We start from the raw sequence: 19,658 nt of genomic DNA, 5'->3' as shown, positions 1-19,658 counted from the left end.
GCCGGCCCATCGTCCATGCGGAGCTAGCATGTCGGCCCGGGGCCTGTCGCCTCGGCGCCCCTCCGCCGCGGGAGACCGAACCAGACCCATGGCCGCGCCCCTCGACTTCACGCCGCGTTCCGACTTCCTGAGGATCCTGTCCGAGCGCGGCTACCTGCACCAGTGCTCGGATTACGAGGGCGTCGACGCCGCCGCCCGCGAGGGCCGCCTGACGGCCTATGTCGGCTACGACTGCACCGCGGCCTCGCTGCATATCGGGCACCTGCTCTCCATCATGATGCTGCACTGGCTCCAGGCGACCGGCGGGCGGCCGGTGGCGCTGATGGGCGGCGGCACCACGCGGGTCGGCGACCCCTCCGGCCGCGACGAGAGCCGCAAGATCCTCACGATCGAGCAGATCGAGGAGAACAAGCAGGGGATCAAGAAGACCTTCGACCGCTTCCTGCGCTTCGGCGACGGCCCGCAGGACGCGATCATGGCCGACAACGCCGAGTGGCTGACCAAGCTCAACTACATCGAGATGCTGCGCGACGTCGGGCGGCACTTCTCGATCAACCGCATGCTGACGATGGACAGCGTGCGGATGCGGCTGGAGCGCGACCAGGAGCTGTCGTTCCTGGAATTCAACTACATGATCCTGCAATCCTACGACTTCACCGAGCTGAACCGGCGCTACGGCGTGACGCTGCAGATGGGCGGCTCCGACCAGTGGGGCAACATCGTCAACGGCATCGACCTCGGCCGCCGGCTCGGCACGCCGCAGCTCTACGCCCTGACCTGCCCGCTGATGACCACGGCGTCCGGCGCCAAGATGGGCAAGACCGCCGGCGGCGCGGTCTGGCTCGATGCCGGGATGCGCTCGCCCTACGAGTACTGGCAGTTCTGGCGCAACACCGAGGACGCCGATGTCGGCCGGTTCCTCAAGCTGTTCACCCTGCTGCCGCTCGACGAGGTCGCCCGGCTGGAAGGGCTCGGGGGGGCCGAGATCAACGAGGCCAAGAAGGTGCTGGCGACCGAGGCGACGGCGCTGATGCACGGCCGCGAGGCGGCCGAGGCCGCCGCCGAAACCGCCCGGCGCACCTTCGAGGAGGGCGCGCTGGCCGAGACGCTGCCGAGCGTCGAGGTGGCGCGCGCCGCCTTCGAGGTCGGCCTCGGCGTGCTCGCCGCCTTCGGGCCCGACCACGCCGCCCTGGTGCCCTCGACCAGCGCCGCCCGGCGCGAGATCCGGGCCGGCGGCCTGAAGGTCAACGACGCCGCGGTCAGCGACGAGAAGGCGGTGATCGGCCTGTCCGACCTCACCCCGGAGGGCGTGGTGAAGCTGTCCTTCGGCCGCAAGCGGCACGTGCTGCTGCGGGCGGTGTGAATCGGGGCCTGGCTGCGACGCGCGACCGGAGGCGCCGGCGGGACCGTCGCGGGCCGTGGTCCGGCCCCCCGCCGGCCCCGACGGGGGACGGCGTCCTCCCTCGGACAGGTGTCCGGCCGGATCGGCGGGGATCATCCCCGCGGCCGCCGTTGCCGGACGGTCACGCCCGGCCTACCTAACGCGCGGGTCCTGCGCCGCCGCGCGACCGACGTCGCGCGGACGAGCCCCAAGACTGACGAGCCCCAAGACTGGAGAGTCCCGATGGCCTTCACCCTGCCCGAACTGCCCTACGCCTACGACGCGCTCCAGCCCTACATGTCCAAGGAGACGCTGGAGTTCCACCACGACAAGCACCACAAGGCGTATGTCGACACCGGCAACAAGCTGCTGGAGGGCTCGGAACTGGCGGGCAAGAGCGTCGAGGAGGTGGTCAAGGCCTCCTACGGCCAGAACCAGCCCCTCTTCAACAACGCCGGCCAGCACTACAACCACATCCACTTCTGGCAGTGGATGAAGCCGAACGGCGGCGGCGCCATCCCGGGTGCGCTGGAGAAGAAGATCGCCGAGGATCTCGGCGGCACCGACAAGTTCAAGGCCGACTTCATCCAAGCCGGCGTGTCGCAGTTCGGCTCCGGCTGGGCCTGGCTCGCGGTGAAGAACGGCAAGCTCGAGATCATGAAGACCCCGAACGGCGAGAACCCCCTCGTCCACGGCGCCAAGCCGATCCTCGGCGTCGACGTGTGGGAGCACTCCTACTACATCGACTACCGCAACCGCCGTCCCGACTATCTCAAGGCGTTCATCGAGAACCTCGTGAACTGGGAGCACGTCGAGAAGATGTACGGCGAGGCGATCGCCTGATCGGCGTCTCACGCAGCCGAACCCTCCCCCCGCTGCGGGGGGAGGGCTCAGAAGGGTCGCGCCACCAGCCTGAACCGCTCCCGCGCCAGGAACTCGGGAAAGCGCGGCGAGGCGAGATAGGCGAGTTCGAGCGGCCGGCTCTCCACCACCGGATCGAGCGCCCGTACCTCGTCGTCGACCTCGCCCGGGTGGCACATCACCACCGGCGCCGGCCCGGGCCGGGCGAAGGCGCGCTCGAAGGCGTCGGGGACGCTCCCGCCGGGGGCGAAATCCGAAAAGCCCGAAAAGCCCCGGTTGGTCGGAAACCCCGCCCGCGCCGCCGCGGCGGCGAAGCCGGCCGCCAGCCCGGCCACGAGGGCGGCCTTCGGCGCCGACGGCCGGGCGAGCAGCACGCCGGGCCGGTCGGACGGGTCGCGCAGCCAGATCCGCCCCGACAACCGGCGCTCGGCTAGCACCGCGAGCAGCGCGCCGCGGATGCCCGGCAGGACGTGGACGTGCTGGTGGCCGTCGACGAAGTCCGGCGGGCGGCCGACCGCCGCCGTGAAGGCGTCGCACTGGCGCGCGATCTCGGCCAGGATCTCGGCCCGGTCGAGCCGCCCCGACAGCGACAGCGCCATCAGCCGCCCCAGGGACGGCAGCCGGCCGTCCGGCGCGAGGCGCGGCATCGGCCCGAGCGGTGCGCCCGCGGTGAGCGTCAGGTGCAGCCCGAGCCCGACCGTGCCGGCGAGTTCCTTGAGCGCCGGGGCGCCGCGGCGGAAGCCCGGCAGGTTGGTCATCGATCCGGTCGCCGACAGGCGCCCGGCGCGCGCCAGCCGCAGGATGCCGCGGTTGACGCCGTCGCCGAGGCCGAAATCGTCGGCGCACAGCACGATCGGGCGCCGTTCAGGTGACATGGCCTAGATCCCCGCTTGTACCGCCGGGCGAAACCGGCTCCTGATTTACGCGCCGGCACCGTGCCGGCCGTCAGACGAGGGACAGCAGGTGGAGCTGTTCAGACCCGCCGGTCCGGTCGGCCTCAGCGTCGTCCTACCGGTCTACAACGAGAGCGCCAATATCGGCCCGCTCCTCGACCGGCTGCTGCCGGTGCTGGAGCGCATCACCGAATCCTACGAGGTGGTGTTCGTCGACGACGGCAGCGCCGACGCGACGCTGGCGGCGATCGCCGGCCACCACGCCCGCGAGCCGCGGGTCGGGGCGGTCTCGTTCAGCCGCAACTTCGGCAAGGAGATCGCCATCGCGGCCGGGCTCGACCACGCCCGCGGCGACGCGGTGGTCATCATGGATTCCGACCTCCAGCACCCGCCGGAGCTGATCGAGACCTTCGTGGCGCACTGGCGCGAGGGCAACGTGATGGTCTACGCCCAGCGCCGCGACCGCGACGACGAGACCGCGATGCGCCGCGGCTTCGCCCACCTGTTCTATCGCCTGTTCGCCCGCTTCGGCGAGATGCCGCTGCCCGAGGGCGCCGGCGACTTCCGGCTCATCGACCGCAAGGGCGTCGAGGTGCTGCGCTCGCTGCCCGAACGCGCCCGCTTCTCCAAGGGCCTGTATTCCTGGATCGGGTTCCGCTCGGTCGGCGTGCCCTACACCGTCGAGGAGCGCGCCCACGGCAGCTCGAAATGGAGCTTCCGCAAGCTGTTTCGCTTCGCCTTCGACGGCATGACCTCGTTCTCGACCGTGCCGCTGCGGGTCTGGACCTATGTCGGCGGCGCGGTCGCGACCCTGGCGCTCGCCATGGCGGTGTACTTCATCGCCGAGACCCTGCTGCGCGGCCCCGACGTGCCGGGCTACGCCTCGCTGATCGTCTCGGTGATGTTCTTCTCCGGCGTGCAGCTGATGTCGCTCGGCATCATCGGCGAGTACATCGGCCGCATCTTCGCCGAGGTGAAGCGCCGCCCGCTCTACGTCGTCGCCGACCGCGTCGGTCCCGCCGCCCTGGGCCGGACCGGGCCGGTGCGCGAGGAGCGCACCGGACGCGCGGGCTTCACCGGCGCCATCTGAGCGGCGTTCTGCCGGCGGTTCACGACCGGTGCCGGAACGGTCAACGTTTCGGCGGCGAGAACGATGCGAGAGCAACGATCCAGGCAGAGTCGCCCTGTGCGCCTCCGCCGAGGGTCGATAACCGGGCAGCTCGACCGTGCGAGGGGATGCTGTCGGCCTCGATGGCCCACGACCGCCGGCGGCTTCCCCCCGAGCGTTCGCCGCGCCGCCGATCGGAGTTCCGTCCCGAGAGGAGGCAGGAGCAGCTTGACGCGACCGACACCCCGCCTGCATCATACAGCGCCTAAAAAGACAGCGATGCAGGTATGGTGACAACCTGCGGTCTCCTCGGAGACAGTCACGCTTGAGCGGGTGATGCCGCTCTTGGCCATGGCCGGACACAGCGAAGGCAGAATCCTTCGCTCGTGATCGGTCGTGGTCGCGTCAGCCGCAGCCGGTCCGTGTCCGTTCCTCGAACGGAAAGGGACGACCGTGAAGCTGAACCACATCAACCTCTACAGCCGCGACACCGAAGCCGATCGTGCGATGTTCGAGCGGTATTTCGGTCTGCATACGCTCGTGGCACGCGGGACGACGATGGCGATCATGCAGGATGACGACGGCCTGGTGCTGATCGTCAACCGCTTCGAGAAGAAGCTGGACGGCTTCGAATATCCCAGGGAACTCGACGTCCTGCACATCGGCTTCATCCAGGAATCGCGCGAAGCCGTCGACGCCCTGCATGCCCGTCTGACGGCGGACGGCTGGGAGATCCCGGCGGCGCACAACGCGCATGGTGCGTGGTGCTTCTACTTCCGGGCCAAAGGCGGCTACTTCATCGAGGTGACGACGTCGACCCCGGTCCATCCCGCGGAAGCGTATCGAGGTCACCAGCAATAGCCTCGATCCCGGCCGGTGGAGCCGTCCGCCGGCCCGTCCGGTTCTCCTGGTCGTTCGGGGACCGCTCGCCGCACGGCCCGAGGGCGGTTGTCTGCGCAGCCGTACCGGAACCGGACAGGTCGGTTTCCACCCTGAACAGCCGCCGGACCGTCAGGCCGGTCGGGTTTGGACCCTGGACAATCCGCCGCCGGACCCCGAACGGTTCCGCGCATGATTCGCAGCATCCTCTCGGTCGGCGGCTGGACCCTCGTCTCCCGGGTCACCGGGTTCTTCCGCGACGTCGTGATGGCGGCGGTGCTCGGGGCGGGGCCGGTGGCCGACGCTTTCGTTGTCGCCTTCCGCCTGCCCAACCACTTCCGGGCGATCTTCGGCGAGGGCGCGTTCAACGTCGCCTTCGTGCCGACCTATGCCGGGCTCGACGGCTCCGGGGATACCCAGGCGGCGCGCGCCTTCGCCGACCGCGCCTTCACGCTGATGCTGCTGGTGCAGGTGGCGCTCCTCGCCCTCGCCCTGCCGCTGATGCCGTGGATCGTGCGGGCGCTCGCCCCGGGCTTCGCCGACGAGCCCGAACAATTCGCGCTCGCGGTGGCGCTGACCCGCATCACCTTTCCGTACCTGCTGTTCATCACCCTGGTGACGCTGCTCTCGGGCGTGCTCAACGCCCGGCGCCGCTTCGCCGCCGCCGCGGCGGCGCCGGTGCTGCTCAACCTGTCGCTGCTCGCCGCCTTCGCGCTGGCGTTCCTGTTCCCGAACGCCGCCTACGCGGCGGCCTGGGGCGTGGCGGTCTCGGGCGTGCTGCAGTTCGGGCTGGTCTGGGCCGACGCCCACCGCGCCGGCCTCGGGCCCCGCCTGCGCCGCCCGACCCTGCGCGACGCCGGCATGGTGCGGTTCTTCCGCATGCTCGGCCCGGCGGTGATCGGCTCGGCCGGGGTGCAGATCGCGATGTTCGCCGACACCATCCTGGCGTCGTTCCTGCCGACCGGGGCGGTGTCGTCGCTGTGGTACGCTGATCGGCTGTACCAGTTGCCGTTCGGGGTCATCGGCATCGCCGCCGGCACGGTCCTGCTGCCGGAGATGAGCCGTCGCATCGCCGGCGGCGACGTCGCGGGCGCCCACGCGGCGCAGAACCGCGCCATCGGCTTCTCGCTCGCCCTGTCGGCGCCGTTCGCGGTGGCGTTCCTGCTGGTGCCGGAGCTGACCATGACCGCCTTGTTCCAGCGCGGCGCCTTCGACGCCGAGGCCGCGGCGCGGGCCGGGGCGGTGCTCGCCGCCTACGGGCTGGCGCTGCCGGCCGCCGTGCTGATCCGCAGCATGGTGGCGAGCTTCTACGCCCGCCAGGATTCGCGCACGCCGGTCATGGCCTCCCTCGGGGCCGTCGCGGTCAACGTCGCGCTGAAGGTCGTGCTGACCGGACCCTTCGGCGTCGTCGGCCTCGCGCTGGCGACGGCGGCCGGCACCTGGGTCAACGTGCTGGCGCTGTTCGTGCTCGCCCGGCGCCGGGGCTGGACCGCGCCGAGCCGCACCCTCGTGGTCACGGCGGGCGGGGTGCTCGCCGCCTGCGCGGTGCTCGCCGCCGGGACCCTCGGCGGCCTGCCGCTCCTGGAGCGGCTGATGCCGGCGCTGCCGCGCTTCCGCGAACTCGCGATCCTGGCCGCCCTCGGGATCATCGGCGTCGTCGCCTATGGGGCGACGCTGCTCCTGGCGCTGCGGCTGTTCGGGGTGCGGCTGCGGCGGGTGTAGCCGGTCATCGCAGGTCGATCGGGTAGGCCCGGCGCACGCCACGGGCGATCAGCGCGGCGACCACCGCCTTCACCACGTCGCCCGGGACGAACACCGCACTCCCGAGCGCCGCCTTCGACAGGCCCATGCCGGTGACCGCGGCGAGCCACGGGATGCCGAGGGCGTAGACCGCGCCGATCCCGCCGAGGAGGCAGGCCAGGACCGCGAAGGCGGTCTCGCGCCAGCCCCAGGGGCCGGGGGCGAAACGCCGGACCAGCGCGCCGGTGACGACCGCGCCGAGGAACCAGCCGAGCAGGAATCCGCCGGTCGGCCCGACCACGACGCCGAAGCCGCCGCGCCCGCCCGACAGCACCGGCAGGCCGAGCACCACCAGCAGCACGACGAGCGCGACCGCGAGGCCGCCCCGCACCGGGCCGAGGATCAGCCCGGCCAGCATCACCCCGAGGGATTGCGGGGTGATCGGCACCGGCAGCGCCCCGACCGGGATCGCGGGGATCAGCCCCAGCGCCACGATCAGGGCGGCGAACAGCGCGGACAGCACGAGGTCTCGGGTCGTCATCGGGGCGTTGTGTCCTTCTCCGGCGGGTAGGAACGGGCCTCGATCGCCTCCGCCACGGCGTCGGCCCGGATCAGCGTGCGCACGATCAGCGGCACGATCAGCGTGACGGGGTTGGCGCGCAGGCCCCGCGCGGCCTGGGCCTCGCGCAAGGCCGCGGCCTGCCCGGCGATCTCGGGCACGAAGCGCAGCACCAGCGCCACCGCGAGGCCGACCCGGTCGGCGCGCAGCCAGCCGCGGCGCTCCAGCGGCGCCAGCGCCCGCTCCAGGGCGTCGAGCAGGTCGCTCGCCCGCGTGGTCAGCGTGACGGCGAGCGCCGCCAGGACCAGGGCGAGGAGGCGCAGACCCGCCGCCGCGGCCTGATGCGGCCCGTCGAGGACAGCGGTCGCCGCGACCACGACGCCGAGCACCCAGGCCAGCCCGGTGACCTGGGGGCGCAGGGCGCGCAGCGGCGCGCCGGTCGCCCGCACCAGCCCGGCCCCGGCGAGGGCCGCCCCCGCGAGGACCGGCAGCGAACCCGTCAGCACCAGCGCGATGCCCGCGGCGGCGAGCGCGGCGAGCTTGAGCCCGGCCGGCGCCCGGTGCAGGCGCGAGGTGCCGGGCCGGTAGAGCGAGGGCGTCACGACAGCCGGTCCACGTACCAGCGCAGGGCCGGGGCCGGGGCGTCGTCGGCGACGATCCGGCCCTCGTCGACCACCAGCACCCGGTCGAAATCCGCGATCAGGTCGAGGTCGTGGGTGACCACCACCGCGGCCTGGGCGAGGCCCGCGATGGCGGCGCGCACCCGGTTGCGCTGGCGCAGGTCGAGGAGCGTCGTCGGCTCGTCGAACACCACGAGGTCGGGCTCCATCACCAGCACGGCGCACAACGCCACGAGCTGCTTCTCGCCGCCGCTGAGGCCGTGGCTCGGCCGCTCGGCGAGGTGGGCGAGGCCGAACCGGTCGAGCACCGCGGCGGCCCGCCGGGCGGCCTCGGCCTTCGGCAGGCCGAGGTTGCGCGGCCCGAAGGCGAGGTCCTCGGCGACCACCGGAAACACGATCTGGTCGTCGGGATTCTGGAACACGAAACCGACCCGCCGGCGCACCGCCCGGGTCTGGGTGCGGGTGTCGAGGCCGCAGACCCGGACCCGGCCGGAATCCGGCAGCAGCAGCCCGTTGAGCAGCCGGGCGAGGCTGCTCTTGCCCGAGCCGTTGGGGCCGACGATGCCGACGCGGCGCTGCGGGATCTCGGCGCCGAGCCCGTGCAGGACCGGACGCCCGGCGCGGGACGCGCTCACCGCCTCGAGGACGATCGCCATGGCGGACCGGCGCGCCGTCAGACCCGGAAGCGGGCGGCGTGGCTGCCGATCTCGTCGAGGGCGGCGGCCGGCGCCCCGGCGCGGGCGAGGTCATCGCGAAAAACCGCCGGCGCGACGCTGCCCGGCACGGCGACGAGCTGGCTCAGGCCGCCGCCGGCGCCGGCGCTCGCCACCACCTCGGCCCCGGCCTCGGCCAGGACGGCGCGGGCGCCGTCGTGCCAGCGCTCGAACCGGGCGGCGTACAGCACCCAGTCGCGCTGGGCCGCGCTCGGGTCGTCGAGGGGGCGGGCGACGACGAAGACCGGCGTGCCGGCCGGATGGCCGGGCCGCTCGATGAAGGGCAGCCGGGCGATGACCTTCGGGCGGCCCTCGCCCGACAGGCTCTCCCACCACGGCCCGGCGGTGACGCCCTGGTCGAGGCGGAAGATGCCGAGGTCGCCGCGGGAGGCCGCGACCGCCGCGATCACCGCCGCGGCGCTCGGATGCGGCCGGTACGGCACCGTGAAGCCGAAGTGGAACCGGGCCGAGTCCCGCATCGGCGGGTCGCCGCCCGAGATGTCGGCATGGACCGCGAACGGCGCCTGGACGTAGGTGAAGGTCGCGATGATGACCCGCCAGATCCCCTCGACAGTGTCGAGCGGCAGGATGCCGGCATGGCGCTCGGCGATCATCCGCATCATCGACGCCTCGCGGCCGGGGCGGAAGGCCGAGCCCGAGGCCGAGGTCTTCTTCACCGCGATCAGCCGGTCGATGATCCGCCCGCGCTCCATCAGCAGGTCGTGCATCGCGGCGTCGATGCGGTCGATCTCCGCCCGCAGGCTGGCGAGGTCGGGGGTCGGCGGTGGGGCGGTCATCGGCGGCCGGGGCGTTGGGGACACGGGTGGCGGGTGTCATACGCCGCGAGGCGGCGGAAAGTCAGCACCAACCGATCGCCCTCCGTATGCGGCGCCTCCCCGTTCGGGGTGGTCGGCGACCGTGCGGGCTACCCTGGCTTGGCCGGATCGGCTCGGCAGGCCGCGGTCAGTTCAGGCGGTTGGACGACGATCGGATGTGGACGACGAGCCAGTTCACGATCGAGATCGATGAGGTCCACGGCGATATCGTCCTGGCTCGCATCATCACGCCAGCCGGTCGGTTGGAGATCCTGGCCAGGGTCGAGTTCCATGGGCGGGCGCTGCATGTCACAACCGCCCATATCGAAGGACTGTCACCGGGCGTCCTCGGACGCGAGGGCCTCAACTGCCTCGGCCGCAAGATTCTGGAGACCTGCGATGTCGACAGCCTCTCCGTTGAGGGAGCGTCTCGGACGACCGGTCGAAATCCCGGGCGACCGCCCAAGCCCTTCCGGTATCCGCGCCGTCGTCGAGCTTCGCGCGATCCGGGAGATCCCTGAGCCGGTCACCCTCGCCCGCGCTCTCCGGCGGTTCGGCCTCGACCTGACCGAGACGCACCGTGTCGTCACGGCCCTGGTCGATGGACAGACGGCGCGGGCCGAAGGTCACCTGACGATCGACAACACCGTCCTGGCCGCGATCAGCGAACTGGGCGTCGTGATCGTCATTCAGGTCGGCGAGCGTCCGGCCGGGGCCGGTCCTGCGTATCCCCCAAATGGCGACGCGCACCAGAAGCGGGCCTGACGCCCCCCGCCGCTCCGCCCCGGCTTGACCCCCGTCGGGGATCGGCCTACCTCCCTCGTCCGATCAAGCGGATTTTTCGGCTGCTTTAGCGGCCGGTCCGGTCTGAAGAACGTCGCAGCGTCGGAACTGCGGAGCCGCCCCCGGGCGGACAGGGCGGGGATCCGTTCAAGCTCATGGCCACCTTGCTGCTGAAACCCGGCCAGGACGTCACGCCGCAGGCGGTCGAGCCGGCGAGCCCGGTCGCGCTGTTCGGACCCGACGAGCCGCTGCCGATGGATGCCGGCGGGGCGCTGGCGCCCTGGCAGATCGCCTACCAGACCGCGGGCACGCTCAACGCCGCGCGCAGCAACGCGGTGCTGATCTGCCACGCGCTGACCGGCGACCAGCACTTCGCCCACCGCCATCCCGTCACCGGCAAGCCGGGCTGGTGGGAGAGCCTCGTCGGGCCGGGCCTGCCGGTCGACACCGACCGCTACTTCGTGATCTGCGCCAACGTGCTCGGCTCGTGCATGGGCACCACGGGACCGGCCTCGGCCAACCCGGAGACCGGCCGCGCCTACGGGCTCGACTTCCCGCTCGTCACCATCCGCGACATGGTGCGGGCGCAAGGGCGGCTGCTCGACCGCCTCGGCATCCCCGACCTGTTCCTGTGTATCGGCGGCTCCATGGGCGGCATGCAGGTGCTGCAATGGGCGGCGAGCTTTCCCGACCGGGTCTTCGCCGCGATGCCGATCGCCACCGGCCCGCGCCACTCGGCGCAGAACATCGCCTTCCACGAGGTCGGCCGGCAGGCGGTGATGGCCGATCCCGACTGGCACGGCGGGCGCTACCTCGAGGCCGGCACGCGCCCGGCCAAGGGGCTCGCCGTCGCCCGCATGGGCGCCCACGTCACCTACCTCTCGGAGATGGCGCTGCACCGCAAGTTCGGCCGCAGGCTCCAGAACCGCGACGAGCGCACCTTCTCGTTCGATGCCGACTTCCAGATCGAGAGCTACCTGCGCCACCAGGGCAGCACCTTCGTCGAGCGGTTCGACGCCAACGCCTACCTCTATCTCACCCGGGCGATGGACTACTTCGACCTCGCGGCCGACCATGGCGGCGTGCTCGCCAACGCCTTCCGGGGCACCCGGACGCGGTTCTGCGTGATCTCGTTCACCTCCGACTGGCTGTTTCCGACCGCCGAATCGCGCGCCGTCGTCCACGCGCTCAACGCCACCGCGGCCCCGGTCGCCTTCGTGGAGATCGAGAGCGACAAGGGCCACGACGCCTTCCTGCTCGACGAGCCGGCGATGGTCTCGGCCGCCCGCGGCTTCATCGCCGCCGCCGCCCGGGAGCGCGGCCTGTGAGCGCCGTCGACGCCACCGTCGCCCCGGCCGACCTGCCGCAGGAGCCCGGCCTCGGCCAGGGCCGCATCGACCACCTCGTGGTGCTCGGCCTCGTCGAGCCCGGCGCCCGGGTGCTCGACGTCGGCTGCGGCGACGGCTCGCTGCTGGCGCTGCTGCGCGACCGGCGCGGGGTCAGCGGCCGCGGCATCGAATTGTCGCGCGAGGGCGTCAACGCCTGCCTCGCCCACGGCCTGTCGGTGATCCAGGGCGACGCCGACACCGACCTCGCCGCCTATCCGGACGACGCCTTCGACTACGTCATCCTGTCCCAGACGATCCAGGCGACGCGCCACCCGAAGGTGGTGCTGGAGCACCTCCTGCGCATCGGCCGGCGCGCCATCGTGTCGTTCCCGAATTTCGGCCACTGGCGCATCCGCACCGAGTTGCTGCTGCGCGGCCGGATGCCGGTGACCGAGTACCTGCCCGACACCTGGTACGAGACGCCCAACATCCACCACTGCACGATCCGCGACTTCGTCGGCCTGTGCCGGCTGGTCGGGGCCAGGATCGAGAAGGCCACGGCGCTCGACGCGAGCGGCCACCCGATGCGGTTCTCGCTGCCGTGGTGGGCCTGGAACCTCGCCGGCGCGCAGGGCGTGTTCCTGCTGCGGCGGGGCTCGGGCCGGTAGGTCTGCGCCGCCGGTGCGCCGGCGCACGCCGGACCGCACCGCCCGCCCGGCCGGCCCGGATCGGCGTGCGCGCCCGCACCGCGCCGCCTCCTCCCACGTCCGATGGATGACACCCGTCGCCGGCCGCTCCATAGCGCCGGCCGGATCCACCAGCCCCCCGCGGGGGTTACGGACATCGGGAGCGGACCATGGCCACGGGAACGCGGTTGACGGGCACCGACGGCGCCGAGAGCCTCGGCGGCGGCGCCAACGACGACACCCTCAAGGGCGCCGGCGGCAACGACACCCTCTACGGCTACGCCGGCAACGACTGGATCGACGGCGGCGCCGGCGACGACACGCTGAAGGGCGGCGGCGGCGCCGACACCCTGGTCGGCAGCACGGGCATCGACACCGCGAGCTACTTCGACTCGGCGAGCGGCGTCACCGTCAACCTCGAGACCGGCAAGGGCGGCGGCGGCGACGCCGAGGGCGATACCCTGACGGGCATCGAGAACGTCCAGGGCAGCAGCTACGCCGACATCCTGATCGGTGACGCCGGCGCCAACAGGATCCAGGGCCTGAACGGCAGCGACATCCTGAAGGGCGGCGGCGGCGCCGACACCCTCGACGGCGGCGCCGGCATCGACACCGTGAGCTACAGCAATGCCACCGCGGGCGTCGCGGTGGACCTCGGCACGGGCCAGGGCACGGGCGGCGACGCCGAGGGCGACCGCTACATCGGCATCGAGAACGCGGCCGGCAGCGCCTTCGACGACACGCTGATCGGCGACGGCAGCGCCAACACGCTGTCGGGCGGAGCCGGCAACGACACCCTCAAGGGCAGCGGCGGCGCCGACAGCCTCGACGGCGGCGCCGGCATCGACACGGCGAGCTATCGCCTCGCCAGCGAGGGGGTGAAGGCCAACCTCGCGACCGGCAAGGGTACGGCCGGCGAGGCCCAGGGCGACGTCTATGTCGGGATCGAGAACCTCCAGGGCAGCGCCTATGCCGACTGGCTTCAGGGCGATGCCGGCGCCAACAAGCTCGAGGGCTTCAACGGCAACGACACCCTGAAGGGCGGCGGCGGCGCCGACACCCTCGACGGCGGCGCCGGAACCGACGTCGTCGGCTATCTCGGCTCGACGGCCGGGGTGACCGTCGATCTCGCCACCGGCCGCGGCAGCGGCGGCGAGGCCGAGGGCGACGTGCTCGCCGGCATCGAGAACGTCGTCGGCAGCGACCACGACGACAGCCTCATCGGCGATGCCGGCGCCAACCTCCTGTCGGGCCGCGAGGGCGACGACACGCTGCGGGGCGGCGCGGGCGCGGACCAGCTGGTCGGCGGCCTCGACACCGACACCGCGAGCTATGCCGGGTCCGCGGCGGCCGTCGCCGTCAGCCTGCTCACCGGCACCGGCACGGGCGGCGACGCCCAGGGCGACACGCTGCAGGAGATCGAGAACCTGACCGGCAGCGGCTTCGACGACGTGCTCACCGGCAACGCCGCCGCCAACCTGCTGTCGGGCGGGGCGGGCAACGACGTCCTGACCGGCGGCGGCGGTTGGAACGGCGACACCCTCGACGGCGGCGCCGGCAGCGACACCGTGAGCTATGCCGGTGGGACCTGGGCGACCGTCGACCTCATCAACGGCCGCGGCGGCGCCAGCGGCCTGGGCTGGGACACCCTGGTTTCGATCGAGAACGCGGTCGGCACCGAGACCGGCGACACCTTCATCGCGAGCGCCGCCGCCAACACCCTGGACGGTCGCGGCGGCACCGACAGCGTCAGCTACTACGGCTCGACCGCGGCCGTCGTGGTCGACCTCGGCACCGGCACCGGCGCCGGCGGGTACGCGGCCGGCGACCGTTACGCCAACATCGAATCCGTGACCGGCTCGAGCTTCGCCGACACCCTGCGCGGGAGCGCGGGCAGCGACAGCTTCCAGGGCGGCGCCGGCGCCGACGTGATGATGGGGCGCGGCGGCAACGACACCTACGAGGTCGACGATGCCGGCGACCGGGTGATCGAGCGCGGCGGCGGCGGCGACGACACGGTGCTGGCGCGAACCAGCTACACGCTGGAGGCCGGCCAGGAGATCGAGCATCTGGTTGGGTATGAAGGCCGCTACCGCGATCGCGCAGCGTACGCGCTCACCGGCAACGAGTTCGCCAACGAGATCATCGGCGGGCGATACAACGACCGATTGAACGGACGCGGCGGCGCCGACACGCTGACCGGCGGATACGGTGTCGACACCTTCGTGTTCGACACCGCGCTCGTCACCGGCGGGATCGACCATATCACCGACTTCGTCTCCGGCAGCGACAAGGTCGAGCTGTCCTCGGGCGTGTTCGCGGCCCTGCCCAAGGGCGCCCTCAACGCCGCCGCGTTCAAGGACCTCTCGGCCGGGCCGGTCGATGCCAGCGACCGCATCCTGTACGACCGCGCCAGCGGCGGCCTGTTCTACGACGCCGACGGCTCGGGCGCCGGTGCCCGGACGCAGTTCGCGATCCTCGACGGCGCCCCCGCCCTCGTCGCCGGCGACTTCCTAGTCGCCTGACGCCGGCACGGCCCGATCCGCCGCCGCGGGACCCGTTCCCGCGGCGGCGCTTCTCGATCAAGATGCCGCTGCGGCGCCGGTCCGCCCGCGGTCGGGGACCGCGCGTCGCGCGAGGGGGAGTTGATGGCCGACGATGCAGCCCTAGCCGCCGCCTCCGCGGGCCCGGAGACCGGGCCGCCGCCGTTCCGCCTGTGGCGGCCCGACACGCCCGCTGCCGCCCTCGGCCTCGCGGTGAGCCACCTGATGACCAAGCCGGTCTTCGCCAGCCTACGCTTCGGCGAGTGGTCGCGGGTGCTGGTCGGGCAGGTCAATCGCGGCCATTACTGCTTCGCGGTCGACCCCGCCGGGCAGGTCCAGGGCTTCGCCGGCTGGGCGCTGACCACGCCGGACAAGGCCGAGGGCTGGGTCACGGGCACCCGTCCCCTCGCCTTCGAGGATTGCCTCCAGGGCGACTGCCTCGTGTTCAACGCGTGGTCGGCCAACTCCACCGCCGCCCACCGCTTCCTGGTCGGACAGGCGCGGCTGTTCGGGCACCGGGCCCGGATGATGTATTTCCGCCGCTACTACCCGGACGGCCGGGTGCGCCCGGTCCGCCTCCCGGTCAACGAGTTCGTGCCGGGCCACATCCGGCGCGGCGCCGGCTGACGGCCGGCAGGGTGCAGGGTCGCAGGGTGCAGGGTCATGGCAGGGTTTCGCCGCGGCGGGTGGCCGGCGGGGACGGGGCGGCCATATGCCCGGTCCGGGGCCCGGAAAGGGTCCGCCGCCGGCAGCGGCGGCCGGGCCTTCCCGAGAGGCCCCGCATGCGCCCCGCCCGCATCGTCCCCCTGGTGGTCGCCACCGCCCTGTTCATGGAGAACACCGATTCGACGGTGATCGCGACCTCGCTGCCGGCGATCGCCGCCGATATCGGCGAGGATCCGATCGCGCTGAAGCTCGCGCTGACCGCCTATCTCGTCAGCCTCGCGGTCTTCATCCCGGTCAGCGGCTGGGCGGCGGACCGGTTCGGCGCCCGCACGGTGTTCCGCTGGGCGCTCGCGGTGTTCATGGCCGGGTCGCTCGCCTGCGCGGCGGCCGATTCGCTCGCGTGGTTCGTCGCCGCCCGCTTCCTCCAGGGCCTCGGCGGCGCCATGATGGTGCCGGTCGGCCGGCTGGTGCTCCTGCGCAGCGTGCCGAAGGCCGAACTGGTGGGGGCGCTCGCCACCCTGACGATCCCGGCGCTGGTCGGCCCGGTGATCGGGCCACCGCTCGGCGGGCTCATCACCACGACGCTGAACTGGCGCTGGATCTTCGTCATCAACCTGCCGATCGGGCTCGCCGGGATCTGGCTCGCCACCCTCTACATCGGCGACCTGCGCGAGCCGGAGCGCCCGCCCCTCGACGTGACCGGCTTTCTCCTGTCCGGCACCGGGCTCGCGAGCCTGATGCTCGGGCTCGCCTCCGGCGGCCGCCACCTGCTGCCGGGATCGGTCTCCCTCGGCTGCGTCCTCGCCGGCCTCGTCCTGGTCGGGCTCTACCTACGCCACGCCCGCCGGGTCGAGACCCCGCTGATCCGGCTCGACCTCCTGCGCCATCCGACCTTCCGGGCGGCGATCACCGGCGGCAGCCTGTTCCGGATCGGCACCGGGGCGATCCCGTTCCTGCTGCCATTGATGCTCCAGCTCGGCTTCGGGCTCGACCCGCTGCAATCGGGCCTCGTCACCTTCGCGGCCGCGGCCGGCGCCCTGTTCATGAAGACGGTCGCCGCCCGCATCCTGCGCGCCCACGGCTTCCGCACCGTGATGACGCTCAACGCGGTCGTCGCCGCGCTGCTTCTGGCGGTCAACGGCCTGTTCACCGCCGCGACCCCGCACGCCGTGATGGTGGCGGTCCTGCTCGTCGCCGGCTGCTTCCGTTCGCTCCAGTTCACCGCGGTCAACGCCATCGCGTATGCCGACGTCGAGTCGCGGGAGATGAGCGCGGCGACGAGCCTCGCGGGCGTCGCCCAGCAGCTCTCGCTCAGCGTCGGCGTCGCCTTCGGGGCCTTCGCGCTGGAGACCGCCGCCGCGTGGCGCGGCGGCCCGATCGCGGCGGAGGATTTCCGCCCGGCCTTCCTGGCGGTGGCGGTGGTGTCAAGCCTGTCGGCGCTGGTGTTCCGCCGCCTGCGCCCGGAGGCCGGCGCCGCGGTCTCGGGGCACCGGGCTCTCGGTGTCAAGCCGGCGGATGCGGCGTGATTCAGGCCGCCTGCGGCTTCGTCACCCGGGCCTCGATCGCGTTCCAGACCGCGACCGCGAGGTCCGGCCCGCCGAGGCGCTTGATCGCCCGGATGCCGGTCGGCGAGGTGACGTTGATCTCGGTGAGGTTGCCGTCGATGACGTCGATGCCGACGAGGATCAGGCCGCGCCGCTTCAGCTCCGGGCCGATCGCCGCGCAGATCTCGCGCTCGCGCGGGGTCAGGGCGGTGGCGCCGCCGGTGCCGCCGCGTACCATGTTGGAGCGGATGTCGTTGGCCGCCGGCACCCGGTTGACCGCGCCGAGGGGCTCGCCGTCGACCAGGATGATGCGCTTGTCGCCCTCCGTGATCCGCGGCAGGAACCGCTGCACCACCCACGGCTCGCGGAAGGTCGCGGAGAACAGGTCGACCATCGAGCCGAAATTCGGGTCCTCCGGCAGCACCCGCAGCACCGCGGCGCCGCCATGCCCGTGCAGGGGCTTCATCACCACCGCGCCGTGCTCGGCCCGGAACGCCTCGATCTCGGCCTTGTCGCGGGTGATGAGCGTCGGCGGCATCAGCTCCGGGAAGTGGGTGACGAACAGCTTTTCCGGGGCGTTGCGGACCTCGGACGGGTTGTTGACCACCAGCGTCGCCGGATGGATGCGCTCCAGCATGTGGGTGGCGGTGATGTAGGCCATGTCGAAGGGCGGGTCCTGGCGCATCAGCACCACGTCGACCTGCGACAGGTCGAGGCGCTCGGGCGCGCCGAGGCTCGCATGGGCCCCCTCGACGTCCTGCACCCGCAGGGGCTCGACCGGGGCGGTGACGCGCCCGTCGCGCATCGTCAGCCGGTCGGGGGTGTAGTGCAGCAGCTGGTGGCCGCGGGCTTGGGCCTCCAGCAGCAGCGAGAAGGTGGTGTCGCCGGCGATGCGGATCGCCTGGATCGGGTCCATCTGGACCGCGACGGTGAGGGCCATGGCAAGACTGTGCTCCGGTCGCGGCGGTTATCGGGCCGGGCTCCCGCGAAGGCAACCGGCGCGCGCGCCGGCCCGGCCCTGCACCGGACGACGGCAGATGCCGCTGAGGCAGGCAGACGAAAAAGTACCCCGCCCGGCTGGGCCGGGCGGGGCGTGATGAGTACGGGGAGGAAACGCCCATGTGGGCCCCCTCCCCTCGCAAGTCCGGTGCCAAGGTTCGCACGGACTCCGCCGGCTACGCCGCCTTGCGGTTGACCCGGCTCTCGGCCAGGGCCGTGAGCTTGCCGTCGGTGGCCTTCTCCTCGGCGAGGGTCTGCTGGAGCGGCGCCACGGCGGCGTCGTGCCCGAGCTGGCGGGCATAGGCGATCAGGGTGCCGTAGCGGGTGATCTCGTAATGCTCGACCGCCTGGGCGGCGGCGAGCATCGCGGCGTCGCGGACCTCGGGGTCGCCGGTCTCGCCGATGATCTCCTCGGCCTCGGCGATGATGCCGTCCATCGCCGCGCAGCGCACGCCCTTGGCCGGCAGGCCGAGCGCCTGGAACACCTGTTCGAGCCGCCCGATCTGTGTTTCCGTCTCGCGCAGATGGGTCTCGAACCCGCTCTTGAGCTGCGGGTCGCCTGCCTTGGCGATCATCTTCGGCAGCGCCTTGGTGATCTGCTGCTCGGCGTAGTAGATGTCCTGCAGCGTATGCTGGAACAGGTCGTCCATCGTCTTGATGGGGGTGGAGAACAATCCCATGGCAGCCTCCTCGGTCCGGCGCGAAAGCTGGGCTGACGCCTGCCCGCGCCGTCTGCCGGGGGAACGCCGCCTCGCCGGGCCCGTTCCCGAGAAACTTCCCCCCAGTATCGTTCCCGACCGATCAATCGTGATCCGGGTCCTCCGCCGGCCACGCCACGATCCGGTCGAGGAGCTCGTCGGTCGTGAACTCCTCCTCGGTGCCGCTGACCCGGCCGCGGACCGAGATCCCGGCCTCGTGCACGGTGCGGCGGGTGCCGGAGACGAGCGGGTGCCACCACGGCAGGTCGCGCCCCTCCTCGACCAGCCGGTAGGCGCAGGTCGGCGGCAGCCAGCTCAGGCTGCGCACCGCCTCCGGCGTCAGCCGGACGCAGTCCGGCACCCGGGCCTGCCGGCGGGAATAGTCGCCGCAGCGGCAGGCATGGGCGTCGAACAGCGTGCAGGCGACGTCGGTGTGGTGGATCTCGCCGGTGTCGTCGTCCTCGAGCTTGAGCAGGCAGCAGCGGCCGCAGCCGTCGCACAGGCTCTCCCACTCCTCGGGGGTCATGGCGTCGAGCCCCTTCTCGCGCCAGAACGGCGTCGCGGCGGGCGGGGTCGTCTTCGGGGCGGATCTGGCCACGCTGGCCCTTTCGAAACGGCGGATCGTCGGGGAACGGCCCCGAAGGCGGCGCTGCGCGGTCCTCGCGGTCTCGCGCCGGTCGATCCGGTGTCCTATCACGGAAGTGGGGACGGGGAAGGAGCCGTGCCACCCGCTCGGGCGTTGTCGCCCCGGCCACGCCGGCGGTCCCGCCACTGCGCCGCGGCTCCGGCGCCTCGCGCGGCCGGGCGAGACTTGCTAGACTGACCAACCGGGATGCGGGCCG

General features: G+C 72.5%; 20 protein-coding genes. 11 read left to right on the top strand and 9 right to left on the bottom strand.

Translation table 11 applies throughout. The features are described from left to right. The first annotated feature begins 88 nt into the window (after positions 1-88). Both tyrS and EOE48_RS17470 read left to right on the top strand, forming a co-directional pair. Entirely contained in the window at positions 89-1,363 is a 1,275-nt protein-coding gene (gene tyrS, locus EOE48_RS17475; RefSeq protein WP_127731457.1) for a tyrosine--tRNA ligase, read from the top strand. Between the two features lie 261 nt (positions 1,364-1,624). Beyond that, positions 1,625-2,224, top strand: coding sequence for a superoxide dismutase (locus EOE48_RS17470; RefSeq protein WP_048429540.1), 600 nt, complete (start codon positions 1,625-1,627; stop codon positions 2,222-2,224). Between the two features lie 47 nt (positions 2,225-2,271). Here EOE48_RS17470 and EOE48_RS17465 read toward each other — a convergent pair whose 3' ends face one another. Then, a complete protein-coding gene (locus tag EOE48_RS17465) occupies positions 2,272-3,117 on the bottom strand; it encodes a ChbG/HpnK family deacetylase (RefSeq protein WP_127731455.1) in 846 nt (281 codons plus the stop codon). Positions 3,118-3,205: 88 nt separating this feature from the next. Between EOE48_RS17465 and EOE48_RS17460 the strand changes: the two genes are divergently transcribed. From EOE48_RS17460 to murJ, 3 genes are all read left to right on the top strand, one after another. Continuing rightward, positions 3,206-4,225 carry a glycosyltransferase family 2 protein gene (locus tag EOE48_RS17460; protein ID WP_127731453.1) on the top strand — a complete coding sequence of 340 codons (1,020 nt, stop codon included), beginning with the start codon at positions 3,206-3,208 and terminating at the stop codon, positions 4,223-4,225. Positions 4,226-4,696: 471 nt separating this feature from the next. Continuing rightward, the gene (locus EOE48_RS17455) at positions 4,697-5,104 is read left to right on the top strand and encodes a VOC family protein (protein ID WP_127731451.1); all 408 of its coding nucleotides are present in this window, start codon (positions 4,697-4,699) and stop codon (positions 5,102-5,104) included. Between the two features lie 210 nt (positions 5,105-5,314). Then, the gene (gene murJ, locus EOE48_RS17450) at positions 5,315-6,844 is read left to right on the top strand and encodes a murein biosynthesis integral membrane protein MurJ (protein WP_127731449.1); all 1,530 of its coding nucleotides are present in this window, start codon (positions 5,315-5,317) and stop codon (positions 6,842-6,844) included. 4 nt (positions 6,845-6,848) lie between these two features. Here the strand turns inward: murJ and EOE48_RS17445 are convergent, their stop codons facing one another. The 5 genes from EOE48_RS17445 to EOE48_RS17425 form a co-directional block, all read right to left on the bottom strand. Continuing rightward, entirely contained in the window at positions 6,849-7,403 is a 555-nt protein-coding gene (locus EOE48_RS17445; protein ID WP_127731447.1) for a biotin transporter BioY, read from the bottom strand. Continuing rightward, the gene (locus EOE48_RS17440; protein WP_127731445.1) at positions 7,400-8,023 is read right to left on the bottom strand and encodes a CbiQ family ECF transporter T component; all 624 of its coding nucleotides are present in this window, start codon (positions 8,021-8,023) and stop codon (positions 7,400-7,402) included. Before EOE48_RS17440 ends, EOE48_RS17445 begins: the two co-directional genes overlap by 4 nt. Then, a complete protein-coding gene (locus tag EOE48_RS17435) occupies positions 8,020-8,697 on the bottom strand; it encodes an energy-coupling factor ABC transporter ATP-binding protein (protein ID WP_127731443.1) in 678 nt (225 codons plus the stop codon). Before EOE48_RS17435 ends, EOE48_RS17440 begins: the two co-directional genes overlap by 4 nt. Positions 8,698-8,714: 17 nt before the next feature. Next, positions 8,715-9,551, bottom strand: coding sequence for a chorismate mutase (locus tag EOE48_RS17430; RefSeq protein WP_127731441.1), 837 nt, complete (start codon positions 9,549-9,551; stop codon positions 8,715-8,717). Positions 9,552-9,679: 128 nt separating this feature from the next. Further along, on the bottom strand, positions 9,680-9,877 hold the full coding sequence (locus EOE48_RS17425) for a hypothetical protein (RefSeq protein ID WP_127731439.1): 198 nt from the start codon (positions 9,875-9,877) through the stop codon (positions 9,680-9,682). Between the two features lie 91 nt (positions 9,878-9,968). Between EOE48_RS17425 and EOE48_RS17420 the strand changes: the two genes are divergently transcribed. The 6 genes from EOE48_RS17420 (at position 9,969) to EOE48_RS17395 (ending at position 17,101) form a co-directional block, all read left to right on the top strand. After that, a complete protein-coding gene (locus EOE48_RS17420) occupies positions 9,969-10,334 on the top strand; it encodes a hypothetical protein (protein ID WP_127731437.1) in 366 nt (121 codons plus the stop codon). A gap of 173 nt (positions 10,335-10,507) precedes the next feature. Further along, complete coding sequence (gene metX / locus EOE48_RS17415; protein WP_127731435.1) at positions 10,508-11,680, top strand: homoserine O-acetyltransferase MetX; 1,173 nt, start codon at positions 10,508-10,510, stop codon at positions 11,678-11,680. Further along, on the top strand, positions 11,677-12,348 hold the full coding sequence (gene metW / locus EOE48_RS17410) for a methionine biosynthesis protein MetW (RefSeq protein WP_127731433.1): 672 nt from the start codon (positions 11,677-11,679) through the stop codon (positions 12,346-12,348). Before metX ends, metW begins: the two co-directional genes overlap by 4 nt. A gap of 188 nt (positions 12,349-12,536) precedes the next feature. Then, the gene (locus EOE48_RS30270; RefSeq protein ID WP_127731431.1) at positions 12,537-14,891 is read left to right on the top strand and encodes a beta strand repeat-containing protein; all 2,355 of its coding nucleotides are present in this window, start codon (positions 12,537-12,539) and stop codon (positions 14,889-14,891) included. Between the two features lie 123 nt (positions 14,892-15,014). Beyond that, complete coding sequence (locus EOE48_RS17400) at positions 15,015-15,536, top strand: toxin-activating lysine-acyltransferase (protein ID WP_127731429.1); 522 nt, start codon at positions 15,015-15,017, stop codon at positions 15,534-15,536. Positions 15,537-15,691: 155 nt separating this feature from the next. Then, positions 15,692-17,101, top strand: coding sequence for an MFS transporter (locus EOE48_RS17395; RefSeq protein ID WP_127731426.1), 1,410 nt, complete (start codon positions 15,692-15,694; stop codon positions 17,099-17,101). A 1-nt stretch (position 17,102) separates the two neighbouring features. Here EOE48_RS17395 and gshB read toward each other — a convergent pair whose 3' ends face one another. The 3 genes from gshB to EOE48_RS17380 form a co-directional block, all read right to left on the bottom strand. Continuing rightward, positions 17,103-18,059 (bottom strand): glutathione synthase, encoded by a 957-nt coding sequence (gene gshB / locus EOE48_RS17390; RefSeq protein ID WP_127731424.1) that lies wholly within the window; start codon positions 18,057-18,059, stop codon positions 17,103-17,105. Between the two features lie 235 nt (positions 18,060-18,294). After that, the gene (locus tag EOE48_RS17385; RefSeq protein WP_127731422.1) at positions 18,295-18,798 is read right to left on the bottom strand and encodes a YciE/YciF ferroxidase family protein; all 504 of its coding nucleotides are present in this window, start codon (positions 18,796-18,798) and stop codon (positions 18,295-18,297) included. Positions 18,799-18,919: 121 nt separating this feature from the next. Further along, on the bottom strand, positions 18,920-19,414 hold the full coding sequence (locus EOE48_RS17380; RefSeq protein WP_281292782.1) for a YcgN family cysteine cluster protein: 495 nt from the start codon (positions 19,412-19,414) through the stop codon (positions 18,920-18,922). Positions 19,415-19,658 lie beyond the last annotated feature (244 nt).

This window comes from Methylobacterium oryzihabitans, from assembly GCF_004004555.2.
Lineage (GTDB): Bacteria > Pseudomonadota > Alphaproteobacteria > Rhizobiales > Beijerinckiaceae > Methylobacterium > Methylobacterium oryzihabitans.
Note: the sequence above shows the minus strand (reverse complement) of the source record. Positions and strands in the feature narration are given on the sequence as shown.

Coding starts and splice junctions, on each gene's coding strand:
- tyrS (WP_127731457.1), top strand. CDS start 89: ATGGCCGCGCCCCTCGACTTCACGCCGCGTTCCGACTTCCTGAGGATC.
- EOE48_RS17470 (WP_048429540.1), top strand. CDS start 1,625: ATGGCCTTCACCCTGCCCGAACTGCCCTACGCCTACGACGCGCTCCAG.
- EOE48_RS17465 (WP_127731455.1), bottom strand. CDS start 3,117: ATGTCACCTGAACGGCGCCCGATCGTGCTGTGCGCCGACGATTTCGGC.
- murJ (WP_127731449.1), top strand. CDS start 5,315: ATGATTCGCAGCATCCTCTCGGTCGGCGGCTGGACCCTCGTCTCCCGG.
- EOE48_RS17445 (WP_127731447.1), bottom strand. CDS start 7,403: ATGACGACCCGAGACCTCGTGCTGTCCGCGCTGTTCGCCGCCCTGATC.
- EOE48_RS17435 (WP_127731443.1), bottom strand. CDS start 8,697: ATGGCGATCGTCCTCGAGGCGGTGAGCGCGTCCCGCGCCGGGCGTCCG.
- EOE48_RS17430 (WP_127731441.1), bottom strand. CDS start 9,551: ATGACCGCCCCACCGCCGACCCCCGACCTCGCCAGCCTGCGGGCGGAG.
- EOE48_RS17425 (WP_127731439.1), bottom strand. CDS start 9,877: ATGCAGCGCCCGCCCATGGAACTCGACCCTGGCCAGGATCTCCAACCG.
- EOE48_RS17420 (WP_127731437.1), top strand. CDS start 9,969: ATGTCGACAGCCTCTCCGTTGAGGGAGCGTCTCGGACGACCGGTCGAA.
- metX (WP_127731435.1), top strand. CDS start 10,508: ATGGCCACCTTGCTGCTGAAACCCGGCCAGGACGTCACGCCGCAGGCG.
- EOE48_RS30270 (WP_127731431.1), top strand. CDS start 12,537: ATGGCCACGGGAACGCGGTTGACGGGCACCGACGGCGCCGAGAGCCTC.
- EOE48_RS17400 (WP_127731429.1), top strand. CDS start 15,015: ATGGCCGACGATGCAGCCCTAGCCGCCGCCTCCGCGGGCCCGGAGACC.
- EOE48_RS17395 (WP_127731426.1), top strand. CDS start 15,692: ATGCGCCCCGCCCGCATCGTCCCCCTGGTGGTCGCCACCGCCCTGTTC.
- gshB (WP_127731424.1), bottom strand. CDS start 18,059: ATGGCCCTCACCGTCGCGGTCCAGATGGACCCGATCCAGGCGATCCGC.
- EOE48_RS17385 (WP_127731422.1), bottom strand. CDS start 18,798: ATGGGATTGTTCTCCACCCCCATCAAGACGATGGACGACCTGTTCCAG.